This is a genomic window from Candidatus Eremiobacterota bacterium (assembly GCA_031082125.1).
Classification (GTDB): domain Bacteria; phylum Vulcanimicrobiota; class CADAWZ01; order CADAWZ01; family Ess09-12; genus Ess09-12.
In genome coordinates, this window is sequence record JAVHLM010000008.1 from 1 (window position 1) to 23,640 (window position 23,640).

The 23,640-nt window shown below is 57.0% G+C and carries 15 protein-coding genes; 10 read left to right on the forward strand and 5 right to left on the reverse strand.

The window, feature by feature from the left end:
* The 5 genes from RDV48_10710 to RDV48_10730 form a co-directional block, all read left to right on the forward strand.
* The coding region (locus tag RDV48_10710) for an HNH endonuclease signature motif containing protein (GenBank protein ID MDQ7823255.1) at nucleotides 1-1,700 on the forward strand (1,700 nt) is incomplete at its 5' end.
* 300 nt (nucleotides 1,701-2,000) lie between these two features.
* Entirely contained in the window at nucleotides 2,001-2,909 is a 909-nt protein-coding gene (locus RDV48_10715; GenBank protein ID MDQ7823256.1) for an ankyrin repeat domain-containing protein, read from the forward strand.
* Nucleotides 2,910-2,962: 53 nt separating this feature from the next.
* The gene (locus RDV48_10720) at nucleotides 2,963-4,771 is read left to right on the forward strand and encodes an FAD-dependent oxidoreductase (GenBank protein MDQ7823257.1); all 1,809 of its coding nucleotides are present in this window, start codon (nucleotides 2,963-2,965) and stop codon (nucleotides 4,769-4,771) included.
* Nucleotides 4,768-5,313 carry a NapC/NirT family cytochrome c gene (locus RDV48_10725; GenBank protein MDQ7823258.1) on the forward strand — a complete coding sequence of 182 codons (546 nt, stop codon included), beginning with the start codon at nucleotides 4,768-4,770 and terminating at the stop codon, nucleotides 5,311-5,313. The genes RDV48_10720 and RDV48_10725 overlap by 4 nt, the downstream gene beginning before the upstream one ends.
* 101 nt (nucleotides 5,314-5,414) lie before the next feature.
* Nucleotides 5,415-8,375, forward strand: coding sequence for an Ig-like domain-containing protein (locus RDV48_10730; protein ID MDQ7823259.1), 2,961 nt, complete (start codon nucleotides 5,415-5,417; stop codon nucleotides 8,373-8,375).
* A 254-nt stretch (nucleotides 8,376-8,629) separates the two neighbouring features.
* Here the strand turns inward: RDV48_10730 and RDV48_10735 are convergent, their stop codons facing one another.
* On the reverse strand, nucleotides 8,630-8,986 hold the full coding sequence (locus RDV48_10735) for a transposase (protein MDQ7823260.1): 357 nt from the start codon (nucleotides 8,984-8,986) through the stop codon (nucleotides 8,630-8,632).
* A gap of 585 nt (nucleotides 8,987-9,571) precedes the next feature.
* Between RDV48_10735 and RDV48_10740 the strand changes: the two genes are divergently transcribed.
* On the forward strand, nucleotides 9,572-11,638 hold the full coding sequence (locus tag RDV48_10740; protein ID MDQ7823261.1) for an IPT/TIG domain-containing protein: 2,067 nt from the start codon (nucleotides 9,572-9,574) through the stop codon (nucleotides 11,636-11,638).
* Nucleotides 11,639-11,774: 136 nt separating this feature from the next.
* Here RDV48_10740 and RDV48_10745 read toward each other — a convergent pair whose 3' ends face one another.
* Nucleotides 11,775-13,127: a M14 family zinc carboxypeptidase gene (locus RDV48_10745; protein ID MDQ7823262.1), complete on the reverse strand. Its 1,353-nt coding sequence runs from the start codon at nucleotides 13,125-13,127 to the stop codon at nucleotides 11,775-11,777.
* 126 nt (nucleotides 13,128-13,253) lie between these two features.
* On the opposite strand from RDV48_10745, the gene RDV48_10750 reads away from it, so the two are divergent.
* Together RDV48_10750 and RDV48_10755 are read left to right on the forward strand one after the other, a co-directional pair.
* A complete protein-coding gene (locus tag RDV48_10750; GenBank protein MDQ7823263.1) occupies nucleotides 13,254-15,434 on the forward strand; it encodes an ATP-binding protein in 2,181 nt (726 codons plus the stop codon).
* Between the two features lie 24 nt (nucleotides 15,435-15,458).
* Nucleotides 15,459-15,902 (forward strand): response regulator, encoded by a 444-nt coding sequence (locus tag RDV48_10755; GenBank protein MDQ7823264.1) that lies wholly within the window; start codon nucleotides 15,459-15,461, stop codon nucleotides 15,900-15,902.
* Between the two features lie 11 nt (nucleotides 15,903-15,913).
* On the opposite strand, the gene rocF is transcribed toward RDV48_10755, so the two are convergent.
* Together rocF and selB are read right to left on the reverse strand one after the other, a co-directional pair.
* Nucleotides 15,914-16,819: an arginase gene (gene rocF, locus RDV48_10760; protein ID MDQ7823265.1), complete on the reverse strand. Its 906-nt coding sequence runs from the start codon at nucleotides 16,817-16,819 to the stop codon at nucleotides 15,914-15,916.
* 21 nt (nucleotides 16,820-16,840) lie between these two features.
* A complete protein-coding gene (gene selB / locus RDV48_10765; GenBank protein MDQ7823266.1) occupies nucleotides 16,841-18,799 on the reverse strand; it encodes a selenocysteine-specific translation elongation factor in 1,959 nt (652 codons plus the stop codon).
* Nucleotides 18,800-18,969: 170 nt separating this feature from the next.
* Between selB and RDV48_10770 the strand changes: the two genes are divergently transcribed.
* Both RDV48_10770 and RDV48_10775 read left to right on the forward strand, forming a co-directional pair.
* Entirely contained in the window at nucleotides 18,970-20,691 is a 1,722-nt protein-coding gene (locus tag RDV48_10770) for a bifunctional UDP-sugar hydrolase/5'-nucleotidase (GenBank protein MDQ7823267.1), read from the forward strand.
* A 5-nt stretch (nucleotides 20,692-20,696) separates the two neighbouring features.
* A complete protein-coding gene (locus RDV48_10775) occupies nucleotides 20,697-22,058 on the forward strand; it encodes a dipeptidase (protein MDQ7823268.1) in 1,362 nt (453 codons plus the stop codon).
* Here RDV48_10775 and RDV48_10780 read toward each other — a convergent pair.
* Nucleotides 21,970-23,619 carry a cell envelope integrity protein TolA gene (locus RDV48_10780; GenBank protein ID MDQ7823269.1) on the reverse strand — a complete coding sequence of 550 codons (1,650 nt, stop codon included), beginning with the start codon at nucleotides 23,617-23,619 and terminating at the stop codon, nucleotides 21,970-21,972. The genes RDV48_10775 and RDV48_10780 overlap by 89 nt on opposite strands.
* Between the last annotated feature and the right edge of the window lie 21 nt (nucleotides 23,620-23,640).

Below are 23,640 nucleotides of genomic sequence, written 5' to 3' on the forward strand. Positions count from 1 at the left end.
AAAAGAGCCTCGCCGTAAGCGCGCGGGCTCCTTTTTCTGTTGCCGCGAAATGGGATCGGGCCCTTGAGGTCTTCCGCAGGATCGAGGAGTCTGAGCTCCCTTCGGAGAGCTTCGTGGAGGCCCTTCTTGCGGAGTTCGCCGCTTCGGCGCCGCTCGGGGGTATCGGGGATCCTGGCACAACGGTGCAGTCTCCGGAGGATTCCGATTCCGGGACAGGGAAACCGGGGGCTCCTGAAGCTGCGGGAGCTGCTCTCTGCCGCCTGCAGGGGAATGGCTCCCAGGGAGCCTGCGCCACCCACGGCGAGGGGGCACACTCTCGGAATAGCCTTGATGCTTCCGACACAAGGGAGAACGGAGCCGATCCCGCTATCGAGGAGAAAGCCCTTCTCCTCGGCGCCCTGGCGGGTGCCATCGGCTCCCCCGATGACGAGGCCTCCTTCGGCGAGCGGGACAAGGAGCTTGCCCGCCAGGTCCACAAGGACCTCGAAGAGGTCTCTCATCTGTGGGAGTTTTTGCCATGGAAGCCCGTCACGGTGGAGCTTCCGTCGGAGTTTCAAGCTCCCGGTGGCTCTGCGCCTCCTGCCGCCGATCCTTTCGAAACGCTCGCACGGCTGAGGTCGATGGCGGCGCTCCGCCACTCCCTCTCCTTCTACCAGGGAAGGCTCCTGCGGACTCTCAACAATTTCGGACTCTATAAGGACATGCTCTTCCTCTCCCTGGGGCATTACACCAGGGAGCGCCTCGGGATGTCCCGCAGCACCGCGTATTCCCTCATCTCAACAGAAAGGAGCTATTTAGAGTATCCGGATATGCTCGACCTCGTCAAGGTGGGGAAGCTCACGCCCGAGCAGGCGCGGCATCTTGCCAAGGTCTTCAATGAGGGGACCCGCGTCCAGGGGGCGTGGCTTGACTACGCCCGGGAGGTCCCTGTGGCCACCCTCATGCAGGCCGTCGAGGGGTTTCTCCGCTTCGCGAAGAGAGCGGTTCACAAAAAGTGGGGCATCGCACCCGAGGCTTTCGAGGTGGCCGTCACGGGGAGGTCCGTCAAGAGGGTCCCCGCCCCTGCTTCGAATGGCACAGAACCCAATGGGGATATGGGTTTGGATGCCGCAGTCCAGATGTTCGCACACGAACTTGGGGTCCTCCCCTCACAGGACGGGACTTTCCCCGTTGCCTGGAAGGTCACCCAGGGCAGGGAGCATTCTGAGCTCCCTGAGATTCTCTCGATCCTCTCGGGAGAGACCCCGAAAGAAGGGACCTTCGGATCAAATCCCTCAGACCGGGGCGCCATCATCCGCTTCTTCATCAAAAAAGATCTTGTCCCCCTCTGGAACCACGCCGTGAGGCTCTGGGAAGCCTGCAGGCCGGAAGGGGCCGCCGAGGGCGGAGAGGTACTCCCCCTCTTCATCGAGGCCCTCCTTGATACCTTCCTTGCAACCTGGGACCTTCCCGAAAAAAGGGACCTCCACAGCCGCGTCCTCGCCCGGGACCATTACCAGTGCCAGGCTCCCGGCTGCCGTTGCCGGCGGAATCTCCACGGTCATCACATCAGGTTCCGCTCCCACGGCGGCCCCACAACCGAAGCGAATCTCATCACCCTCTGCAGGGCCCACCACCTCAGGTGCGTTCACGAGGGCCATCTCATCATCAGGGGCCGGGCACCCCACCGCCTCACCATCATCTTTCCCCGCCGAAAGTGAAAATGTGGTCACTGATGACGATACACGAATGCAGGGACTGAATTTATGCCAGGAGTCCAGGGGACATTCTCCTCTTCCACCGGCGTTTGGAATTGTCCTACAGGTGTACCGGAACGCAGACAATGCCTGCCGGCCGGGAGAATTCCCCTGGACTCACGGTGCACCACAGGGCTTCATGGCAGAGACTATTTTAACCTGCTGGAAATTAGTTATCTGTCCCTATTTTTCGATGAGCCAGCGGAGGGAAGAGCCCCAAAAAGGGCGAATCATCATTGAGAGACTTCAGGGGGGTGGCTGCCTGTGGGGGCCCGGTTCATTATCCTTGCGCTATTGACCATTATCCTTTTCACAGGCTCTGCCTGTGCCGATGAATCACTCTCCCAGGCAATACGGGAAGGCGATTTTGGAGAGGTGCAGGCCGTGCTTACTTATAACAGGGGCCTTGTGAACAGCCCTGACAAACACAAATCGATGCCACTTCACGTGGCAGCCAGGGAAGGAAGGCTGGAAATCGCACAGTTCCTTATCGAGCAGGGCGCTGATATCAATGCCCTTGACGGCGAGAAGTTCACCGCCATTAAAATCGCCCTTCTCAAAGAGCATTATGATATTGCTGAGGTGCTGAGACGGCAGGGCGCCGTGATGGATATCTTCGTGTACGCCATGATTGGCGAGACCGGGGCCATAGAAGCGCTTCTGGCAAAGGACAGGACCATGGTGAATGCAAGGGACCATGGGCTCCTCTCGCCGCTCCACTGGGCTTCCTGGGGAGGGCAGGTGGAAGCGGCGGGGCTCCTCATCGAAAGAGGGGCTCACATCTATGGGAAAAGCGCCACCGGCTCAATGGCGCTCCATATGGCCAAGAACGGCAGGATTGCTGAGTTCCTGCTGAAAAAGGGAGCCCGGCTTGAAGCCCTCAATAACTATGGAGAAACACCTCTTCACACCCTCTCAGGCCTCGGAAGGGTGGAAGCGGTGAAGGTGCTTCTCGATCAGGGCGCCAATGTCCTGATACAGGACACCCTGGGAATGACGGCCCTCCATATTGCGGTGAGAAAAAACCATCTTGACGTGGTGAGGCTCCTCATCGAGAGGGGTGCTGATGTGAACTGCCACGACAAGCAGGGAAACAGCCCCCTCAGGTACGCCAACCTCCTCAAGAGAAACGACGTGGGGAACATCCTGCGCGCCCATGGGGCAAGAGACTGAAAGGGTTTCGGGAAGGGACAGCTTCATCACCTGAAGAAAGGAGCGGGGACGAAATGGAGCCTATATCACGGAGGAGATTCCTCCTTTCGGCGCTCTCTCTCGCAGCCTTTGTCGCCCTTGACACCCTGCCCGCCGGCCCCCTTACGCCGGCTCTTGCCGCCGTGGGAAAAGAGGAGGGAAGCCCCCTTTCGGGTGACGCTCACTTTATAGAGATGCACACGGAGCTGCTGGGAAGAAAACGCGACGGGAGAGCCCGCTCCTACCCTTCGACGCCGGTCGGCGAGAAAATCGACATCCTCATCGTGGGCGGAGGCGTGGCGGGACTCGACACGGCCTATTATCTGCTTACCAATCCACGGATAAGGGAAAAAGGTGCCACCGTGAGGGTATTTGAGATGGATGACGAGCCGGGAGGCACCTCCAAGGAATACGAATGGTCAGGCATCCCCTACACCAATTCCGCCGCATATTTTTACGTGCCTGAGCCTGGAACGCCCGACAGGAAGCTCTACAGCGAGATCGGGGTCCTCGATGCAATGGTGCTGCCCTCGTCGGCCGACAAGGATTCAGTCATCATAGGCAGTAAAGGGTTTCCCGACCTCTTCGTCAAGGGAAGGGGGAAAGGCTTTGAAGGCGAGAAAGCGGCTTTTGAGAAAGCCCTTTCATTTTTCCGCCACATCGAGGAGAATACCTACCCCGGTGTTCCCTTTGAGCCGGGAGGGCCCTATGGAAAGGCTGATTTTACGGCCCTTGACAGGCTGAGCATGGGAGAGCTTATCGAGAAGGGAGGCACCATCAAGGCAGGGAAAAAGGTGGTAAAGGTTCCTGCGCCCTTCCCGCCCCTCCTCTGCGAGTATATTGAAAATTACTGCTACTCGTCGTTTGGCTGCTCGTCCTACCACGTGTCGGCCTGGCAGGCCCTCAACTGGTTTGCCGCGGAGTTCAGCGAGGGCGGCGTGGGAGTGCTTCCCGGGGGCAACGGCCGCATCTCCACTATGCTTGCCCGCAAGATTGAATCCCTTGATGCAGGGTGCCTCAAATGCGGCCACCCCGTCGTTGACGTGGCTTTCGATGAGAAATCGCGGACCAGCGCGGTGACCGTCGCTTTCCGGGAAAAGGAGGGGAGCTCATCATACAGGACTTACCAGGCCCGCTTCGTGGTAATGGCCTGCCCTCTCACGGTGACCAGGCGCATCCTGAACACTGAGCTCCCGGAAAGCGTGCGACAAGGTCTTGGAGAGCTTGCTTACAGCGGTTACGTGGTCGCCAATGCCCTTATCAACAGCAGGGTATTCACCAGCTACTGGGATACATACTGCCTCAATGATTACGGGACCATAGGAAAAGCCGGCGAGTCCTTTTACCGGCAGAAGCCCTTCCAGGACCTCGTCAATGCCACTTGGGCCCTGGAAAAGACCCTCGAGAGGCAGGGGAAACCATCAAGGCAGGACAAAACCGTCATTACCATCTATTCGCCCCACCCCTTCGACGGGCAGCGGAAGCTCCTTCTCAGCGACGATTATATGCACAACCTCAGGGTAAGGATAAAAGACGATCTGCTCTCCCGCCTTGCCCCCCAGGGCCTGAAAGAGCAGGCCATTGAAAAGATCACCCTGGCACGCTGGGGCCACGCCATGCTCCAGGCGCGGCCAGGGCTCCTCTCGGGGGGGCTTATCGACAGGCTCCAGGAATCAGTTGCCTCAAAAGGGATCTTCTTTGCCGGCACGGAGATAATGGGTGCCCCCACTATTGAGAATTGCCACATCACCGCAAGGGCTGCCGCGGCAAGCGCCGTCTCGGCCCTCTCGGGCAGGGCCAAGGCCTTTGCCGCCAATGACAGAGAGGAATGGGCCCGCTTATGATGAGGAAAATCAGGGACTTTGTAAAGACCAGAGGGCTCCTCTGCGCGGCAGCCTTTTTCGCGGGGGTCCTTTTCTTGTATCTTGCCTTATTTTCCATAGAATGGACTTCGAAGACATCTTTCTGCATGAAGTGCCACGAGATGAGGGAGACTCTCGGGGAGCTTGAGCACTCATCGCACTGGATCAACCGCTCAGGCTACCAGGTGCATTGCAGGGAATGCCATATTACGCCGGGGACGGCGGGCATGGTGAAGGCAAAGATGAACGGGCTCCGTGAAGTGGCCGTCCACTTCGCGGAGCAGCCCTCGAAACACCAGGAAAAGTGGAGGGCACGGCGCCTCGAGCTCAGGGAGAAGCTGGCAAAAGAGCTGCCCCAGCAGAACTGCACGCGGTGCCACGACCTTGCCACCATGGTGCCCTCAACGAAGGAGGCCGTGAAGGCCCACGACACCATCACGGGAAAGATGCGCTGCCTTGACTGCCACAGCGTCAGGGGCCTCACAAGGCTCGTCCATTCCACGGGGGAAGGCAGGAGAAAATGATATGATTTTGTATCATTTGATATTTACTCACCTTCCTTATGGGTGTATAATATGACTATCAAAATTACGGGGGTGCTTGGAGAGTGAAGAGACGGAATGTTTTGTCGGATTCAGGACTTATGGCAAAGCTTACCATGTTCATGGTGTGCCTCTGTATGGCAGGCCTCATTATCGGGGGGTGCGGCAGCGGAGGTGGAGGAGGCAGCGCTGCCGGCGGATCACAACAGGGCACCGTGCAGGGAACACGGGGGATTATTGAGATCACGGCGCCTTTCCCCGGGAATGCAAAGGCAGCCCCTAAATACATTCCCAGCAACGTGGCTCTCTATACGATAACAGTATGCGAGCTCGACACTACCACGGCAGTCATTGATCCGCTGGTCATCAACAGTCCCACCGACGGCTCCCAGGAAGTGACGCAGGTCATCCAGAACGTGCCCATCGGGTGGAAGACGGTCCGCATAGCGGCTTACGACAGCAGCAAAAACCTGCTCGCCCAGGGGGCTTCCGACGCCGAAGTGGTCGCGGGGACCACGGGCACGGAGGTCACCGTCACGCTGGTGCCCCTGAGCGAGCCCCCTTCCGTCTCAAGCACCACCCCGCCTTCAGGGGCCACCGGGGTGAGCATCAACACGCAGATATCGGCGTTTTTCACCACCACGATGGACCCCTCTTCCTTCACTACCGATACCTTCACCCTTACAGGCCCCTCGGGGATAGTACCAGGCACCGTGAGCGTCACGGGAAGCACGGCGGTCTTTACTCCCGGAGCAGCATTGTCCCCCCTCACTTCCTACACTGCGAAGATTTTCAGCTCAGTGAAGAACAGCGCAGGCGTCGCCATGGGCTCAGACTCAGCCTGGTCTTTCACTACCGGAGAAAAGCCCGACACCACGCCGCCCAAAGTGCAGACGACATCGCCTCAGAGCGGAGCTACCGGTGTTGCCCTCACTGAGATTATCTCGGTGGTCTTTACCAAAGACATCGATCCCGCCACGGTGAACGACACGACCTTCAAAGTCACCGCAGGCGGCGTTCCCGTTTCAGGCACCATCTCCACCGTGGGGAACTCCGTCACTTTCATTCCCACTACGCAGTTCACGGGCCTGACGAGTTACACCGTCACCCTTTCAGGGCAGATTAAGGATCTCGCGGGAAATGCCATGGGCACCGACTACACCTGGTCATTCACCACGGCCTCCTCGGGCGGCGGGGGCGGCGGGGGCGGCGGGTCATCCTACTCGTGGTATGTGGAAAATCAGCAGCCAACGAATAACAAGCTCAACGGCGTGTGGGTCGATCCCACCCTGAAAGACACCTTTGCCGTGGGAGATGGCGGCACTATAATACATTTCAGCATGTCCTCCAGGACATGGACCAACTCGACGAGCTCGAGCCTCACGACGGCTAATCTCAACGCCATATGGGGCGAGCATGTCGCCGGGAAATCATATGTGTGGGCCGTTGGTGACGGTGGTGTCATCCTTTATTACAATGGTTCATCATGGACTACTCAGACAAACCCCACAAGCACAAATTTATACGGAATCTTTGGAATCAACGGCTCGAGCATCACCGCAGTAGGTGCTGATGGAACTATAGTGTGGTTTAACGGTACCATCTGGGCCGATAAAACCATTTCTCCTTCAATTTCTGACGACTTCAAGGCGGTCTGGGGAACATCCGCTCCATTTTATTACGCGATAGGCCAAAACGGGATTTTTTACGGAGGAAATCCAAGTGTGGGAAGCTTCAGCAGTCTTCCCTCCCTGCCCTCGGCCGGTCAGACCGGCACGTGCATTTATGGATATGCGGGCAATGACATATATGCAGGCTGTACTGACGGAAATGAATATCATTATAATGGGGGTGCATGGAATACTCTCACACCGATTAATCTAGGATATGCAATTCGAGGGCTCTGGCTCTGCAGCGCTCCGAACAGACGATTTTTCGCAATGGACTATAATCCATCATCTCCCTCGAACAACATCTATTATTTCAATGCAACACCAGCCCTAAAGCAGATGCAGACTCAGAGTATCAACATCAATTTCAACGCGGTATGCGGCAGTGCCTCCGACCACGTGGTTGCCGTCGGCGATGGCGGCCAGGTGAGGACCTATGACGGCAATACCCTTGCCGGCCCATCAGGCATGGAAGGCATGTGGAACTCAAATCCCCCACAGTGGTGGGATGTGTGGGGCACAGGTGCCTCTGATATTTATATCTGCGGTGATTCAGGGGGAATAGGGCATTACAACGGCTCCTCGTGGTCAAATATAAGCGTTCCCACATTGGATCCATATCCTTCGTCATATGTCTTCAATACCGTCTGGGGAAGCAGCGCCACCGATGTCTATTTTGGCGGCGACTATATGTATAATAGCTCTCTCAGCACGAGGATTCTGCATTTTGACGGAAGTTCAGGATGGAATAACAACTCAATTGGAGGAGGTACTTCAGCGGCGATCTATAAAATGCTTGGATTCAACAGCTCCACGATATTTGCCACCGGTGGCATGGGATACGGGCTTACATTGAACGGTGTAAACACATGGATTCACAATGACATACCCACCACTGCTTCGCCAAACACGAACTTTGACGGCTATGGAGCCTGGGGTACCAGCTCCACTCAGGGATGGGTGGCAGGTTATGATCAGTCCGCCGGAGGCTCAGGGCTTGTTTATTACAATAGTGGCACAGGCTGGAGTATTGTCTATTCAATCTCGGGCAAAAAGCTCAATGACATCTGGGGCTCATCAGCCTCAGATATTTTCGTCGTCGGTCAGACCGGCACGATAGTCCATTTTTGCGGCTCTGCATGGACTCCCATGACGGGAATTCCCACATCAGAGGATCTTTTCGGTGTATGGGGCTCCTCGGGGAGCGACGTATTCGCTGTCGGTAACAACGGCACCGTAATCCACTACAATGGGAGCACTTGGAGTACTCAAAGCAGTGGTGCTGCTCCCCACAGTCTACGCGCCGTGTGGGGCACCTCGAGCAGCAATGTCTATGCGGTAGGCTCTGAAGGCACAGTAATCCATTACAAGTAACAGCAACATGACCAGTGGGGGCCGCGCAAAAGCGGCTCCCTTTTTATTTCTCCCGGGGAACCCTACTCCAGAAGCAGCCCCGCCAGAATCATCGCCCTGTCCGAGACCCCTGCACAATGAAATGTAATCTGTCAGCTTTGCTCCACATGCCTGCTTTTGGTTAAAAAGTTGCGGGTTTTGGAGCATTTTGAGGCAATAATTTACCCGAATTCACCCCTTATGCCGGCAAAACCGGCATAAGGGCATACTAACCCCTATGCGCTCGAAAATTTCAAGTTCCTCCTTGTCGTTGAATCCAGTAAATTCATTATTCTCTTAAAATTCATCGCCAGGAACGTAAATACAACCTGAAATGCTACCTTGCGAATGCCTCTGAACCTCGTCCATCTGAGACCGTGAAACATCTTGTCTTCACCGAACTTCTGTTCTATCCTGTATCTCAAGGCCAGCCCCTTTTTGTAAAAAGGCTGAGCCTTGAGATTTTCCCAGTTTTCATTGAGCTTCTTGGATTTATGCTCCGTCCCATGCTTTCTTATGGCAATAGCGGGGAATATACCGTGTTTCCCGCATAACCTGAATTTTACCCAGTGTGATGCCAATGCGCGGTGCACGCATAAGCACCCTGGGCACATCCTGATGGAGTCCCAGACCGACGAAGAACCGGGCAGGCATATTGTCTCTCACATAGTTCTCTGTCTGTTTGTCGCTTAAATTGGAGAGGAAAGAGAGAACGGTCATTTTCAGTAATGCTGCGATAGGATAACCGTGGGGGCCGTACTCCTTTTCACCTGCGTTATCGTCAAATTTTCAAAAGAATTCGGGTCCATGAAGGCTCTCTGCCTGTCCTGTGGAATCCGGAGCAGCCTGCGGAGTTCATGGCAAGAGCATCGGGCGCAAGCCGGCCGATCCTTTTGCCACTGTGTGAGCCCCGCAGGGGCGAGTTGTGGCAAAAGAGGCCGGCGAGCCCAGATGCACTCCAGGAATGGAGCCCAAGCTGCGGAGGATCCACAGGACAGGCACTTCACAGGCTGCATGGCTGCAGGTTCCCCTATTTTTCGGAAGTCTGCATGTTGTGTCCAAAATCTCCCACAGGCATTTTCACCGCGAGTTATGCAGGGCTCTCATCTTATCGTCTTTACTCTTCACCCTTTAAGGGTGTATAATATATCTATCATATTGATGGGGGTGCGTGGATAGTGAAAAAATGGAATGTTCCCTTGGCTTCGGGATTTACTGCGCAGCTTGCCATATTCATGCTGTGCCTCTATATGGCGAGCCTCCTTGCCGGCGGATGCGGTGGAGGGGGAGGCGGCTCAAGCTCCGGAGGCGGCGGCTTCTGGGGAGGCGGAGCGAGAACCGCTAAAATGGAAATAACGGTACCCTTCCCCAAAAAGGGCACCGAGGGAATCGTGAAACTCCAGGGCGGTATTCCCGGGGGAAAAGAAGCGATCCTCATGCGTGAGATCCCCGCGGGGACCACGTACTTTGCCATCTATATCTATGAGCGCGGCACCACCGAGAACGCCGTGCCCCCCGTGCGTATCGACAAGCCCGCCACGGGTGACACGGCCACAGCCACTATCAACGGCGTACCCATCGGCTGGAAGACCATCAGGATCCTCGCAAGCAACGCCTCTAACGAGGCACTCGCCGAGTCCACCTTCGACGTTGACGTAGTCGCCGGCGACAATCCCGAGGTCACCATGGTGCTCACGCCTACCATGTCGCCCCTTGTTTCGCCTTCAATAATGCCCACGCCGACGCTCTCACCGTCGCCGTCACCGACACCATCACCATCGGAATCGCCGCAGCCGTCACCATCACCAACCTCATCGCCCGGAGGAGGAGGCGGTGGAGGAGGCACGTCCTACACCCCCAGCCTTTCAAATGTGAGCCCCACTACGATTGCCCCCGGTGATTTCATCACTGTGACAGGCTCAAACTTCGGCGCGACAAGGGGCACACTCATCCCAAAAAGTAGCAGCAGCTATGTTCTCTTCGAGAAGATCTCTGACGGATCTTTTATCTCTGCCTTTGCATATGCTTCGTGGAGCGATACTCAGATAGTATGTGCCTCACCCAGTCTCGTAGACGGAGAGAGTTATTGCGTTTCGGTAAATCGCGTGGTCGGGGGGGTCACTTACACCTCATCGTGCTTGGTCATCTCCTGCTCGGCTGTTGCTCCTTTACCTTCAATTGCAACCGTTACTGATCCGGCGAGTGCAGGGGGCGCAATCACTATCTCCGGCGCTAATTTTGGCGCCACCCAGGGTCAGGGATATGTGGGCCTGATCAGTGGAAGCAACCAGTCAATATCAGCTACCGTGAATTCATGGGCAACCGGAACGATAATCGTCATAGTGCCTTCCAATTTTACGAGCGGGAGCATGGATGTCTTCGTGCATGTGGCAGGAAGGGGAAATTCAAGCACATATACTGTCACGTTGAACACCGATCCTATCATCAACTACGCGAGCAAGATACCGTTACGAAACGGCATACAAATCCTCATTGCGGGCTCCAACTTCGGCGCGGCTCAGGGTACTGGTTCAGCAACAATAAGCGGCAGCGGTACTTTGACAGTCAACTCCTGGAGTAATACCCAAATTCTGGCCACGCCATCCGGTCTCACTGTAAATACAAATGAGAGCATTACAGTGACAACAGACGGCGGCTTGACTTCTCTAGCCTTTCCTGTGCATGTTGACAACACCACCACCGATCCCACAATCACCACCACAAGACCATTATCGACATTAATTCCAGGTGAGCCTCTCCTCATCAATGGCACAAACTTCGGCGCTGTTCAGGGTGCCGGGACAGCCAAGGTGCAAGGCTATAACCTGACAGGCATAAGCTGGGGAGCCTCTAATATTACAGGGAATGTCCCTTCATCAGGCTTCGCTGCAGGTGAGGCGGTAGTTGTGCAGGTCACTGACAATTCAGGGCTCAAGGCAAATACCATGCCCTTCTCTATTTACAATCCCGCTACCGATCCTAAAATCACGAGCGCTCCCCAGAGCATCTTATCTTCATCGACAGGCCCATTGACGCTCACAGGCACCAACTTTGGTACAATTTCTGGCTCAATATTCATCTTGGACGGTACTACAGCCGTTGTCACTCCCTGCACTGTCTCTGCATGGAATGACACTTCGGTAACCTTCACACTTAATTCTTCAATTGGTTTTACGGGAACATTCTATATCTGGTTTATCACGGACGGGGGCAAAGAAGCCATACAGACTCTCACGTCCATTTAGCAGGAATCGACCTGGAAGGGCTTCTTGCTTGAAAGGGCTGAGGACTGTATTTTACCTGCAGTGACAGGGGAGTTGCACTACGCGCGGCTCTCCTTTTGTTTGTCGAAATCCGGGGCTCTCCCAACGGGGCATTCACTCACTCCAGAAGCAGCCCCGCCAGGATCATCGCCCCCTGGAGCTTCACCTGTTCTGCCAGGGGGAGCACCCGGTACGTCATCCTTTTTTCATACTCATTCCATGCCTTCTCAAAATCCCTCTCAAATCCAGCCCGCGCCTTAAGAGCCTTTACATCTCCGAGGCCCTGGAGCCTCCTCATCGCCATGAGGCTCAGCATGACCTGATCATGAAACCTCCCGAGGAAAAGGCTGTACAGGTGGCGCATGGCAGCCTTCTTCCCCTCGAAGCGCCCGAGCGATCCGCGGAGAGCCTTGATCTCACCGGGCTCCCTCGCGAGCATGAACTCATAGTAGTCATGCCAGAAGGCATTCTCCCCTGTCACGGCATATTCCCTGAGGCTCTCCCACAGGCTCACCATCGCCGAAAGCGTTTTCTCCTTATGGCGTATTATCTCTTTCCAGTAGTCCACCAGGGAGAACTCAGTCTCCTCGTTGCAGTTGAACTCCTCGTCAACGAGAAAAGGGAGCTCGGCGATGAGGGCAAGCTTTGCGCCGCGGCATCTCTTCATATACTGGATCAGGGACATCTTCACTTTGCGCCCCATCTCAGGATTGTCCCTGTAGTACTCGCTCATGTCCTCGTGGCGGGAGGAGGTGAGGAAGCCGGGAGCGAGCTTCCTGATGCCGTAGAGGCCATGAAGGTCGGCATCATCCATTGCAAGGCCGGACTCAGAGGCCCTTTCCCTCAGGAAGCCCATTATGGGCGCAAAATCAGCGCATTCGTCAGCCTCGATGAGGAAGACGGCGCCGCCCAGCACATGGGTCGTGTGGAGGGAGGCAAAATACTCCGTTGAGGGCAGCCCGTCCACATAACGCTTGAACGCCTCCACCTCGGGCCTCATCTGCTGCTCCTCGAAAAGGGGGATCCCGTGCTCCACATCCTGTGCGGGGTCATTCTGGCGGTAGCGGTATAGGGTATACTCCCTGTAGGAATAGGGGCCTTTCATCCAGCGCCAGTTGAGGTCAGTCCCGTCGGGATCAAGCTGTGGAATGAAGCAAAAAGTGCAGTCCGCCATGAAGCCCCTTTGCTGAAGGTCTGCAAGCTCACCTGCCAGAACAAGGAGCGTCACGGTGCCCGTGGGCTCATCGGCGTGGCTCCCGGCCGCGGCCACGATTACCCGGGGCCCCTTCCCCGCCTCAAGGGCAAAGATATCCCGGCCCCGCCTTGAAAGGCCGATTCTTATCCCCCGGACGCCTCTCCTCCCCAGCGCTTCTATCCTCGAAGGCATTTCGTCGGGGTGGACAAAGTGCAGATCCCTCTCATCCCAGGTGATCTCTGAGAGTATTGCGGTGAGCTCAGTAAAATTGGCCATTCCTTCAACCTGCCTCTTTAAAATGCCACTGCCTCCCTTTAGTTCTTTGCCGCCACGGGTGAGAGTTCCTCTTACGGCGCCTCCTCGGAAAAGGAAAAAAGAGCGCTGAGCAAGAAACTAGGAACAATGCGGCACCCGGCACTGAAGAACCGCCCCTTTCCCCCCGCCCTCTTCGCGGTCTTTGCGCTGCTTGTGCTGGGGATCTTTTTTATAGGTTTTCTTTCCTATACCCATGTCAAGTCAGTGACAGAGCGGGATGCGGAGAAAGACCTCACGGCCATTGCAAACCTCAAAGTGACGGAAATAACCCGGTGGCGCAATGAGCGCATTGATGACGCGCGGATGGCCGCAGCCTCCCTTGCTTCTCTCGGCCAAGACCTGCCTCCCCTCACTCAATCCGCTTCACCTGAAGCAGCCCGGAAAACCGAAGAGATCCTGACACTCTACAAGAACATCTACAGATACAATCATGTTTTTCTCACAGACACCTCCGGAACAGTTATCGCAAAGGCTGACTCTGCCGAAACAAGGCTCGAGGAAGAGGAAAAAGCTGCGCTTTCAAGGGTGCTTGGCTCCGGCGGGGCCGTATTCTCGGACTTTTACCGCCAGGGAAAAGAGGGCGAAATCTTTCTTGACGCCGCGGCGCCTGTCATGCAGGGAGATGATAAGAAAGCGTCCTTTGCCGGCGTCATATTCCTGCGCATCTATGCCCAGGAGATCTTCCCCTTCATCCAGTCATGGCCCACGACAAGCACGACAGCCGAGACGCTTCTTGTCAGGAAGGAGGGAGAAAATGTCCTGTTCCTTAACGAGCTGCGCCACAGAGAGAACACGGCGCTCTCACTCCACCTCTCCGCAGGCAGCGGGGAGCTCCCTGCTGCCATGGCAGTCCGGGGAATACAAGGAACAGTGAAGGGGAAAGATTACCGGGGCACCGATGTGCTTGCCGCCATAACCCCAGTGCCCGACTCGCCGTGGTATCTTGTGGCAAAAATGGACTCAAGCGAGATCCTCAGCCCTCTCAAGGCACGCCTTTACACCAGCATTTTCACAGGCATCATGCTCATCATCGCCTCGCTCCTCGGCATCCTGCTCCTCTGGGAAAGGCGGGAGGCCCGCTTTGTCTTGAGCCAGTCGAAGATGGAGAGCGAGCGCAGTCGGGCAGGAGAAGCCCTGCGGGAGCGCGAGGCGCTCCTCTCAACGGTCTTTGATAACCTCCCTGTGGGCATCTGGATCCTTGACCAGAGGGGAACGATCATTTTCGGCAATCCCGCGGGCAGGAAAATATGGGCCGGGGCCCTTTACATCAATGTTGAAGAGTTCGGGGAATACAAGGGATGGAAGCGTCCTTCGGGAGAGCCCATAGAGCCCGAGGAATGGACAGCCGCGCGGGCATTCAGGAAAGGTGAGTCCATTATTGATGATGAAATCGAGATCGCGTGCTTTGACGGCACCAGGAAGATAATCCTTGACTCGGCACTGCCACTGCTCGACGAACAGGGAAAGATTTCAGGCGTAGTCGTGGTAAACCAGGACATCACGGAGCGCGTCCGCATTGAAGAGAAGATAAAGAAGCTCAATGAGGAGCTTGAGGAGCGCGTCAGGGAGCGCACCATGGAGCTTGAGGCATCAAACAGGGAGCTCGATGCCTTCGCCCACTCGGTCTCCCACGACCTGCGGTCCCCTCTGCGCGGCATTGACGGGTGGAGCCTGGCACTGATAGAGGACTATGGAAGCGCTCTCAACGAGGAAGGGAGGCAGTACCTCATGCGCGTAAGGTCAGAGACACAGCGCATGGGGCAGCTTATCGATGCGCTCCTTCAGCTCTCCCGCGTCACCCGGGCCGACATAAGCCACGAGAAGATCAGCCTGAGCGCCATTGCGTCGGCACATATGGACAGCCTGCGCGAAAGGGACCGCAGCCGCCGCGCAGTGACAATCATTGCCCCCGGCCTTACCGTGGAAGGAGATGACAGGCTCCTCACTATTGCCCTCTTAAACCTCCTCGACAATGCCTGGAAATTCACCGGGAAATGCGATGAAGCGCTCATTGAGGTGGGCAAAGAGGAAAAGAGCGGCAAAACCGTCTATTTTGTCAGGGACAACGGGGCAGGCTTCGACATGGCCTATGCCGGGAAGCTTTTTGCACCCTTTCAGCGCCTGCACCGCCCATCACATTTCCCCGGGACCGGCATCGGGCTCGCCACGGTGAAGCGCATCATCACCCGCCACGGAGGGGACATCTGGGCTGAGTCTGAGCCGGAGAAAGGCTCTGCCTTCTTCTTCACGCTATGGGAAAGGCCATGATTACGGAAATTGAAAGGAGACGCCATGGATCAAAAAACCATCCTTCTTGTGGAGGACAACGAGAGCGATATAGGGCTCACCAGGAGAGCCCTCGAAAAGCACCACATCGGGAACAGGCTCGTCGTGGCCGAGGACGGGCAGGATGCCCTCGACTATCTCTTCGGGACAGGTCCCCATGGCGGCAGGGACACATCCCTCATGCCGACACTCGTGCTGCTTGACCTGAAGCTCCCCAAGATGGACGGTCTTGAGGTGCTCAGGCGCATCAGGGCCGACAGCAGGACAAAACGGCTCCCCGTGGTGATCCTCACCACCTCGAGCGAGGAGCAGGACGTGGCGGAAAGCTATGACCTGGGCGCAAACAGCTATATAAGAAAACCAGTGGACTTCACGCAGTTTGCGGAATCAATAAGACAGCTCGGCCTTTACTGGCTGGTGCTCAATGAGCCGCCGCCTTCCGAGGTATAAAGGCTCCCGTATCATAGTATCGTCTTACCGAAGGCCGAATGGGCCAGCTCCACGGCAAGCTCTGCTGACTTGTTGCCGTTATCCAGGATGGGGTTCACTTCCACGACGTCCATTGAGGTCATCTTCCCTGTCTCGGCTATCATCTCCATAACCAGGTGCGCCTCGCGGTACGAGAGTCCGCCCCGGACCGGCGTGCCCACACCGGGGGCATAAAGGGGATCGACGCTGTCCACGTCAAAACTCACGTGAAGGTAATCCACGCTCCGGGAGAGGGAGGCAAGAGCGCGCTCCATCACGCGGTGCATTCCCAGGCGGTCCACATCCTCCATGGTATAGACCGTCACCCCATGGCCGGCAATAAGGCTTCTTTCCCCGCCGTCAACCGTTCTGACCCCCATGATGACCAGGTGCTCCGGAGCAATCTTCGGGAAGCTCCCCGCCACTGAAGCGAGTCTTGCCGGCCCAAGACCAGTCACCACCGCGGCAGCCATGCCGTGAATATTCCCGGAAGGCGACGTCTCCGGCGTGTTGAAATCTCCATGGGCGTCAATCCAGAGAACTCCCGCAGATCTGCCGATCTTTCTGCAGTATGCGGCTATTCCGCTGATCGAGCCGATTGATATGGAGTGGTCGCCTCCCAGTATGAGCGGAAAATGGCGCTTTGCCAGGATTGCCTCGGTTTTTCCCGCAAGAAGCCCCGCCACTCTTGCAATCTCGGGGAGGTACCGGGCCCGCTGATCGAAAATGCGCTGGCGCTCCTGGATTTTCACCGGGAGATCACCCAGGTCAGCAACAGAGTGGCCGAGGGAGCGGAGCTTTCCAGAGACGCCGGCTATGCGGAGTGCCGAGGGACCCATGTCAACGCCTCTCCTCCCCGCGCCGAGATCAATAGGGACCCCAAGAAGATCAATATCCACAGGTGCTTTTCCTTTCCCCCCTCAGATGGGCGGCTCAAAGGCTTTCTTCCATGTTTTCACCAGGACGCGCCCGCCATTTACGCGGCGCGTCATCCCCTCGGTATCAAAGGACTCCAGGAGGTCAACGGCATAATGCCTCCCCGATCCGAGGCTTGCGCGTAACTCGGCGATGGTGACCGACTCCCGGCTCCTGAAAAGCTCCAGGAGCTTTTCCCTTATGGCTTCATAGTGGCGGACATGGATGACATGGTTCCCGAAGAGCCTCACCTGCCCTTCTTCTATCAGAAGCCGGAGAAACTGGGAGAGCTTTCCGGCATCAAGGCCGAATCGCTCCATGATGGTTCCCTGGGCCTGGGCGTCAAGGCCTCCCTTTTCAATAAAAGACAGGATCTTTTCCTTGAGCTCCATGTCAAAGCTCTTGAGAGAGGGCTTGAAATCGGGAAGAGCATAGCGGTTATGACGGAAAACGATCCTCCCTCCGGCCGCCAGCACCTCAGGGAGCTTCGGAAGGCTTCGCGCTTCAATCCCCATGAGGCGGCACACGTACGGTGTATCAATTCCCCATGACATGGGCTTGGTGCGGTGGTATCCCTCAAGTATCTTTACCATCTGGCTCTCGACAAGAGGAAGCCTCTCCCTCACCAGGAAGGCTCCCCCGCCAACGTCAATGAGGCTGCCGCTCTCCATCAGGGCCTTGAGAGCCGGCGCTGCATCCTTTTCCTCCATATGGGCCTTTTCGGCGAGATCGCCTTTCGTGACTACCGTGAAGGAGCCCGCCATAAGCTCACAGAGCAGAAGGTTCCCCTCGAGGGCCGCCAGGTGGGCCTTCTGCAGCACTTCCAGGAAGTTGGGCGCCGTTTTTTTCTTATGGAAAGGCGCCGTGGAGAGGATATCGCCCCCGCCGAAGGTCACCATGGGATTAAGAAGCCTTATCACATAGCGGTCTCCTGCAGCAAGCACCACAGGCTCTTCCAGAGCCATGTGCACAAAGGTCTCAACACCAGGCGGAAGCTGCGAGCCCTCCAGGAGCCTCACCTTAACCCTTGTCTTCGAGGTGCCGGAAAGAAACCACGCATCGGAGAGCCTCGGCAGCTTCAATGAATCTGTCGTATTTTTCAGGCTCGCCACCGCTGACGAGGTTGCCCCATAGAGCCCCGGAGCCCCGATGGTCATGCCCCTTGCCACTATCTCCGCTTCAATGTCACGAAGGTTGATGGCGGCGCATGCGTGGGCAGGGGCGATATCCAGATCATGCTTGTAAGCCTGGATGGACCTGATGACGTAATGGCGGCGTGCCGGGTGAAGCTCGACAGTGTCGCCGATATGGCCGCAGCCCGATATGGGGATCCCTGTCACTACCGTGCCGTATCCTTTCGCTGAAAAGACGCGCTCCACGTTCATCCGGAATGCCCTTGCATCGGGAGCAAAGGAGACCTGCGACGCAAGCTTGTCTATGGTGCGCCTCACCTGCTGATACCCCTCTCCCGTCACCGACGAGAAAGGGATCAAGGGCGCATCGGGATAGCCGTTCCTCGCCAGGAACTCCCTTACCTCGAGGGTCACCGTCTCGCGGATTTCGGCATCGACCAGATCGACCTTGGTGAGGACCACCATCACAAGGGGAGTTTTAAGAAGCTGCACAATCTGCAGGTGCTCCCGAGTCTGGGGCATGATGCCGTCGTTTGCCGCAATGACAAGCATGAGGACATCTATCGAGGCAGCCCCGGCAATCATGTTCCTTATGAAGTCCTCGTGGCCCGGCACATCGACGATTCCGACGATGCGGTTTCCCGGCAGGCGGCAGGGGGCAAAGCCCAGGTCTATGGAGAGGCCGCGGAGCTTCTCCTCGGGGAGGCGGTCCGTATCGCATCCCGTGAGGGCTTTCACAAGGCAGGTCTTCCCATGATCGACATGGCCTGCCGTGCCGATAATGACCTGCATGATCTCCGAGGGGGGGGCATTTTTCACTTCACCGGCCATGGAAGTACTCTCCTTTCCAGATTCTTTCTCTTTTTCCCCTGTGGCTCCTGCCTGTCAGGGTCCCGGGAACGGAATGGAGAAAAAGTTACGAATTGTTCATAGATAAAGCAGCAGGCCTGTGGTATAATGTCCTGTGCCATTGTGAATATTCCATTGGAACAGGTGATAGCATGCACATAGAACGCACCGGACTTCCTTCAGCTCCCCTCACCGGCTTCAGCAAGCCTCCCCAGCAAAACCCCGGGGAAGAGGCTCCCGATGCCCCCGGCGACAGCTACGACAGCACTGCTGCAAAGTTTCACAAGGAAACCTCATACACGTCCCTTGCTATTCCAGGTGAAAAGCCCATATTCTGCGCAAGAGACGAGGTCTCAATGGCCCTGGGAACCTCATCGCGCCATGCATGCTCGATGGTCCCCCCGCCTTTCGCCACTACCCTCGGCTCCCTGGACATCCTTTACACCAACGATATCCACGGCGCCATCACTCCCAAGCCCGACGAGAAAAACCCCGGGAATACCGAGGGGGGAGTGGCTTACCTGGGAGGGCTCATCAGGAAGAGAGAGGAAGAGAGCGGCGGGAACTTTGTCCTGCTTGACGGGGGCGACTGGGGGCAGGGCTCCTATGAATCAAAGCTCACCAGGGGCAAGACCCTTATTGACGTGATGAACAGCCTTCGCTACGATGCCGCAGAGATAGGAAACCATGAGTTTGACTGGGGAAGAAAAGCCTTGAGCGAGATGATGAGCCGTGCCTCCTTTCCCATCCTGGGTGCCAACATCATTGAGGACGGCGATATCATAAGCGGCGCGAAGCCTTATACCATCAAGGACGTCAATGGCCTCAAAGTGGGGATTATCGGCCTTATTACCCCGGAGACGCCCGGCACCGTGGACCCCAGGAATATAGAGGGGCTCACCTTCAACGATACGGCTTCAACGGTAAAGAAGCTCCTCCCCGAGCTCAAGAAGGAAGGCGCGGAGCTTTTCATAGTGCTCTCCCACGAGGGCGACGCCGCCGATGAGAAGCTCGCGAAGGCCGTACCCGAGATTGACGTCATTGTGGGAGGCCACAGTCACACGGCGCTTGCAGAGCCCAAAAAGGTGGGCAACACCCTCATCGTGCAGTCAGGCACGGGCGGCGTGGCCCTGGGAAGCCTCTCGCTCTCCCTTGACGATGAGAGCGGGGAGATCCTGTCCTTCAAGAATGTCCTCATCCCCGTCTCGAGCAAGGACATAAAGCCTGACGCCGACGTGGAAAGAATCATCGCCCCAGTCGTGAAGGAAGCCCAGGAGACCATGGGAGTCCCCGTGGGTAATACCGATGTAGATCTTACCCACGACAGGAAAAAAGTCTTTGAGACCGTCATGGGGAACGTGGTGTGCGATGCCATCAGGGAGTCTACCGGCGCTGACATCGCCATGCAGAACTCCGGCGCCATCCGTGACCAGATAATGAAAGGCGACATCAACTTCGGCGATCTTTACCGGGTGATGCCCTTTGATAAGTACATGGTAACCATTGAGCTTACAGGGACCCAGATCAAGGAGATAATGGAAAACAGCTCGGCCCGCAAAAAAGGGAACATGCAGGTCTCGGGCCTCACGATGGATATCGATCCCCGCAAGAAAACGGGGAGCAAGGTCTCCAACATCAGGGTGAACGGCGCAGCGCTCGATGAAGGCAAGACTTACCGCGTCACCGTCGATGATTTTCTCGCCGCAGGCGCCAACGGCTACGGCACCTTCCTTGCAGGGAAGAATGCTGCCTACAACGGCCTCTGCATCGACGCCTTCAAAGCCTATATGGAGAAGCACTCGCCCCTCACGGAGGAGTCGGCCCGCATAGAGGGAAGGCTCAACTTCCTCGTGCCGCCCCGGGAGACCAAATAGCGCCCATGAAGAGGCTGGCTGCTTTCCTTGCAGGCATGCTTTTCGCCGTGCTTTGCAGAGAGGCCTCCCCGGCAGGCGAGGCGCGGGACCCTGCCCTCTGGCAAAGAGCCCTGGCAATCCACCGCGGCGCCATAGTGATAGACACGCATTGCGACACGCCGCTCCTGATGGTCGATGAGCATTTGGACATCGGCACAGGCTCGAAAGATTCGGAAGTCGATATTCCCAAGATGATCGAAGGCGGCCTCAGCGCCTCCTTTTTTGCCGTCTTCGTCCCCAACTCGCTTGACGGGAAAGGCCCGGCGAAAAAAGCCCTGGAGATTATTGACGAGATCTACCTGCAGGCCGGGAAAAACCGGAAAAAAGCTGAGCTTGCCTTTTCGGCCGATGACATAGTGAGAGTCCACAGCACAGGCAAAAAGGCAATTCTCATCGGCATGGAAAACGGAGGACCCCTCGAGGGGAGCCTGGGCCTCCTCCGCGATTTCTACCGCCTGGGAGTCCGGTACATCACGCTTACCCACATAGAGAACAACGATATCTGTGATTCCTCGACGGCGCAGAAAGCCCGGTTCCACGGGCTGAGCCCCTTCGGGAGGAGCGTGGTGAGGGAGATGAACCGCCTGGGAATGATCATCGACGTCTCCCATATCTCCGACGAGGCGTTCCGCCAGGTTATGGACCTTTCCGAGGCACCCGTCATGGCATCCCATTCGTCGGTGAGGGCTCTCTGCTCCCATCCCCGAAACCTCTCCGACGAGATGATGAAAGCCCTTGCCGCGAAAGGCGGCCTTGTACAGATCACCTTCTATTCCGAATACCTTGATGAAGGCTTTTTAAAAAAGATTGCCCTGCTGAGGGAGAAGATCAAGCCCGAAAAGGAGCGCCTCAAGAAAAAATACCGGGATGATCCTGCGCGCTACCGCGCAGAGCTCACAGCCCTCTGGAACAGGGAGCTGCCTCCCCCTGTTCCTGTTGAGGTGCTCATCAACCATATCGACTACGCGGTAAAGCTCGTCGGTGCCGATCACGTGGGGCTGGGGAGTGATTATGACGGCGCGGGAAGCTACCCCGCAGGCCTCGAGAACGCGGCGCACTTTCCCCTTATTACCTACCATCTCCTCAAGAGGGGCTACAAAGAGGAAGACATAAGGAAAATCCTGGGAGGGAACGTGCTGCGCCTGATGAGGGAAGTGGAACAGCGCCGCACACACTATGAAAATAAAAGCGGCACTGAGCACCCGGCCAATGCCGCTTATCAGAACCTCAAGGACCCTTCTATATCTGCTGCATGCCTCCCTGGAAATATTGGCCTGCGAGGGGATTGGCCTGGAGCGACTGCTTCTGCTCGCTCACCATCTCCTTGATACGGGGCGCATCGATTCCCGCCTTTGCCAGCGTCGTATTGATGAGCTGCTCCGTCTCCGGCTTGAGGGGAAGCTCCTGGAAAAGAGCCTGGTAGTAGGTGTAGTAGAGGGCAAGCGTGGCATTCCCCCACTGGGCCTGGCCGCCTCCCTGGATAAGGGCCTGCTGGGACTCTATCTCTTTCATGGCCTCTTCACAGAGAAGGGTAAGCTGCTCGTCGATATTCGCTCCCTGCGGATTGAAAGCCATGGAATCCGGGGCCTGGGCGCCGTATGGCGAGCCATACTCGGGCGGCATGTAGCCTTCGGGCGCATGGGCAGTGTAAGGAGCCGTCTCGTGATAAGGCGCTGCAGTTCCTCCTGTCGCCGCCGGAGCTGTTCCGTGCGGCGTGATCGAAACCCCTCCCGTGCCTGTGGCAACGGGGGTATTGGGCACTCCGACGGCCTCCATGGCGGAGTTCACCGGCGGGAGGTTGGCGCTGTCCACGAGAGTGTAGCCGAACTGCTTGTTGGGATCCTGCTGGATAAGGGACTGGAAGGTGCCGTACTGATCAGGCCTTATCACCTGGCAGCCGGCAGACCACGAGCCCACATTCTCTCCGCTGCCGCCCGGATGGAAATAGATGCCCCACCCGGCGCCTTCTGTCTTGTTGAGCCGTTCGTTGTCCTGGATTACCGCGTCATTGTTGAAATCCACATTGATCCGCACGTCGCCCGACTGCCCCAGGGTGGTGTCAACACCCCACTTGCCGCCGCCCCGCTTCTCAAAGGTGCCTATGGGGTAGGAGCCGTCCGCCACGTGGGAGAACCCGCTTCCCTCGGGCCCGCTGTAACCGTACCCCGTGCCGCCGGGGTCCCTCCCCGCATCAACGGTGCCATTGAAGGCATATACCTCGGGGTTCCCGTTCACCATCCTCACGGCGTAGATGGTATCGTTGTACTTGTTCCCTTCCGTGGAGCCCGCCTGGCCATTCTGCCAGCTCCTTATGCCGATGAGGTTCAGCTCATTCTCTCCGGTGCGCCACTGGCTCTCGTCACCGCCTGCCATGGCCACTGCCACGTCATGGAGGTAATTGTACTGCTGCTCGGGCGTCATATCATTGAAATTCGCGGGCATGGTAGGCCCCTGGGCCTTTGTCATGTCGGTCTGGTATTTTTCCTCGATGGCCGCATTCTTCTTGGCCGCCTCCTCCTCTATTGCTTTTTTCTTGGCTTCAACTTCGGCCTTGAGGGCTTCCTCCTTCTTGAGCTTCTCCTGCTCTTCAAGCTGCTGGGCGTTGATCTCTTCCTGCTTACGCTTCTCCTCTTCCTCGAGGGCTTTCAGCTTTTCCTGGCGCTCCTTTTCTGCCTGGGCAAGGGCCTCCTGGCGCTCCTTCTCAACACGCGCCTTTTCAGCGTCCTTCTGGGCCTGATCGGTGAGGGCCACATTGTCCCCCTGCTCCTGGGGCTTGCTCTCTGCCGGTTTTGCCGCCGTATCGGTCTTGGCGGCCGCCGTTGTGGTTGCCGGTTTTGTCTGAGCAGCCTGTGTCGTGGATGCCTGTGAGCTTACTTTGTCGCTTATCATAGGTGCTCCTCCTTGCCCTCA

Bases quoted from the DNA above. Each gene is read 5' to 3' on its own strand.
- RDV48_10725 (MDQ7823258.1), top strand. From the start codon at position 4,768: ATGATGAGGAAAATCAGGGACTTTGTAAAGACCAGAGGGCTCCTCTGC.
- RDV48_10770 (MDQ7823267.1), top strand. From the start codon at position 18,970: ATGCACATAGAACGCACCGGACTTCCTTCAGCTCCCCTCACCGGCTTC.
- RDV48_10775 (MDQ7823268.1), top strand. From the start codon at position 20,697: ATGAAGAGGCTGGCTGCTTTCCTTGCAGGCATGCTTTTCGCCGTGCTT.
- selB (MDQ7823266.1), bottom strand. From the start codon at position 18,799: ATGGCCGGTGAAGTGAAAAATGCCCCCCCCTCGGAGATCATGCAGGTC.
- RDV48_10745 (MDQ7823262.1), bottom strand. From the start codon at position 13,127: ATGGCCAATTTTACTGAGCTCACCGCAATACTCTCAGAGATCACCTGG.
- RDV48_10780 (MDQ7823269.1), bottom strand. From the start codon at position 23,619: ATGATAAGCGACAAAGTAAGCTCACAGGCATCCACGACACAGGCTGCT.
- RDV48_10750 (MDQ7823263.1), top strand. From the start codon at position 13,254: ATGCGGCACCCGGCACTGAAGAACCGCCCCTTTCCCCCCGCCCTCTTC.
- RDV48_10720 (MDQ7823257.1), top strand. From the start codon at position 2,963: ATGGAGCCTATATCACGGAGGAGATTCCTCCTTTCGGCGCTCTCTCTC.
- RDV48_10755 (MDQ7823264.1), top strand. From the start codon at position 15,459: ATGGATCAAAAAACCATCCTTCTTGTGGAGGACAACGAGAGCGATATA.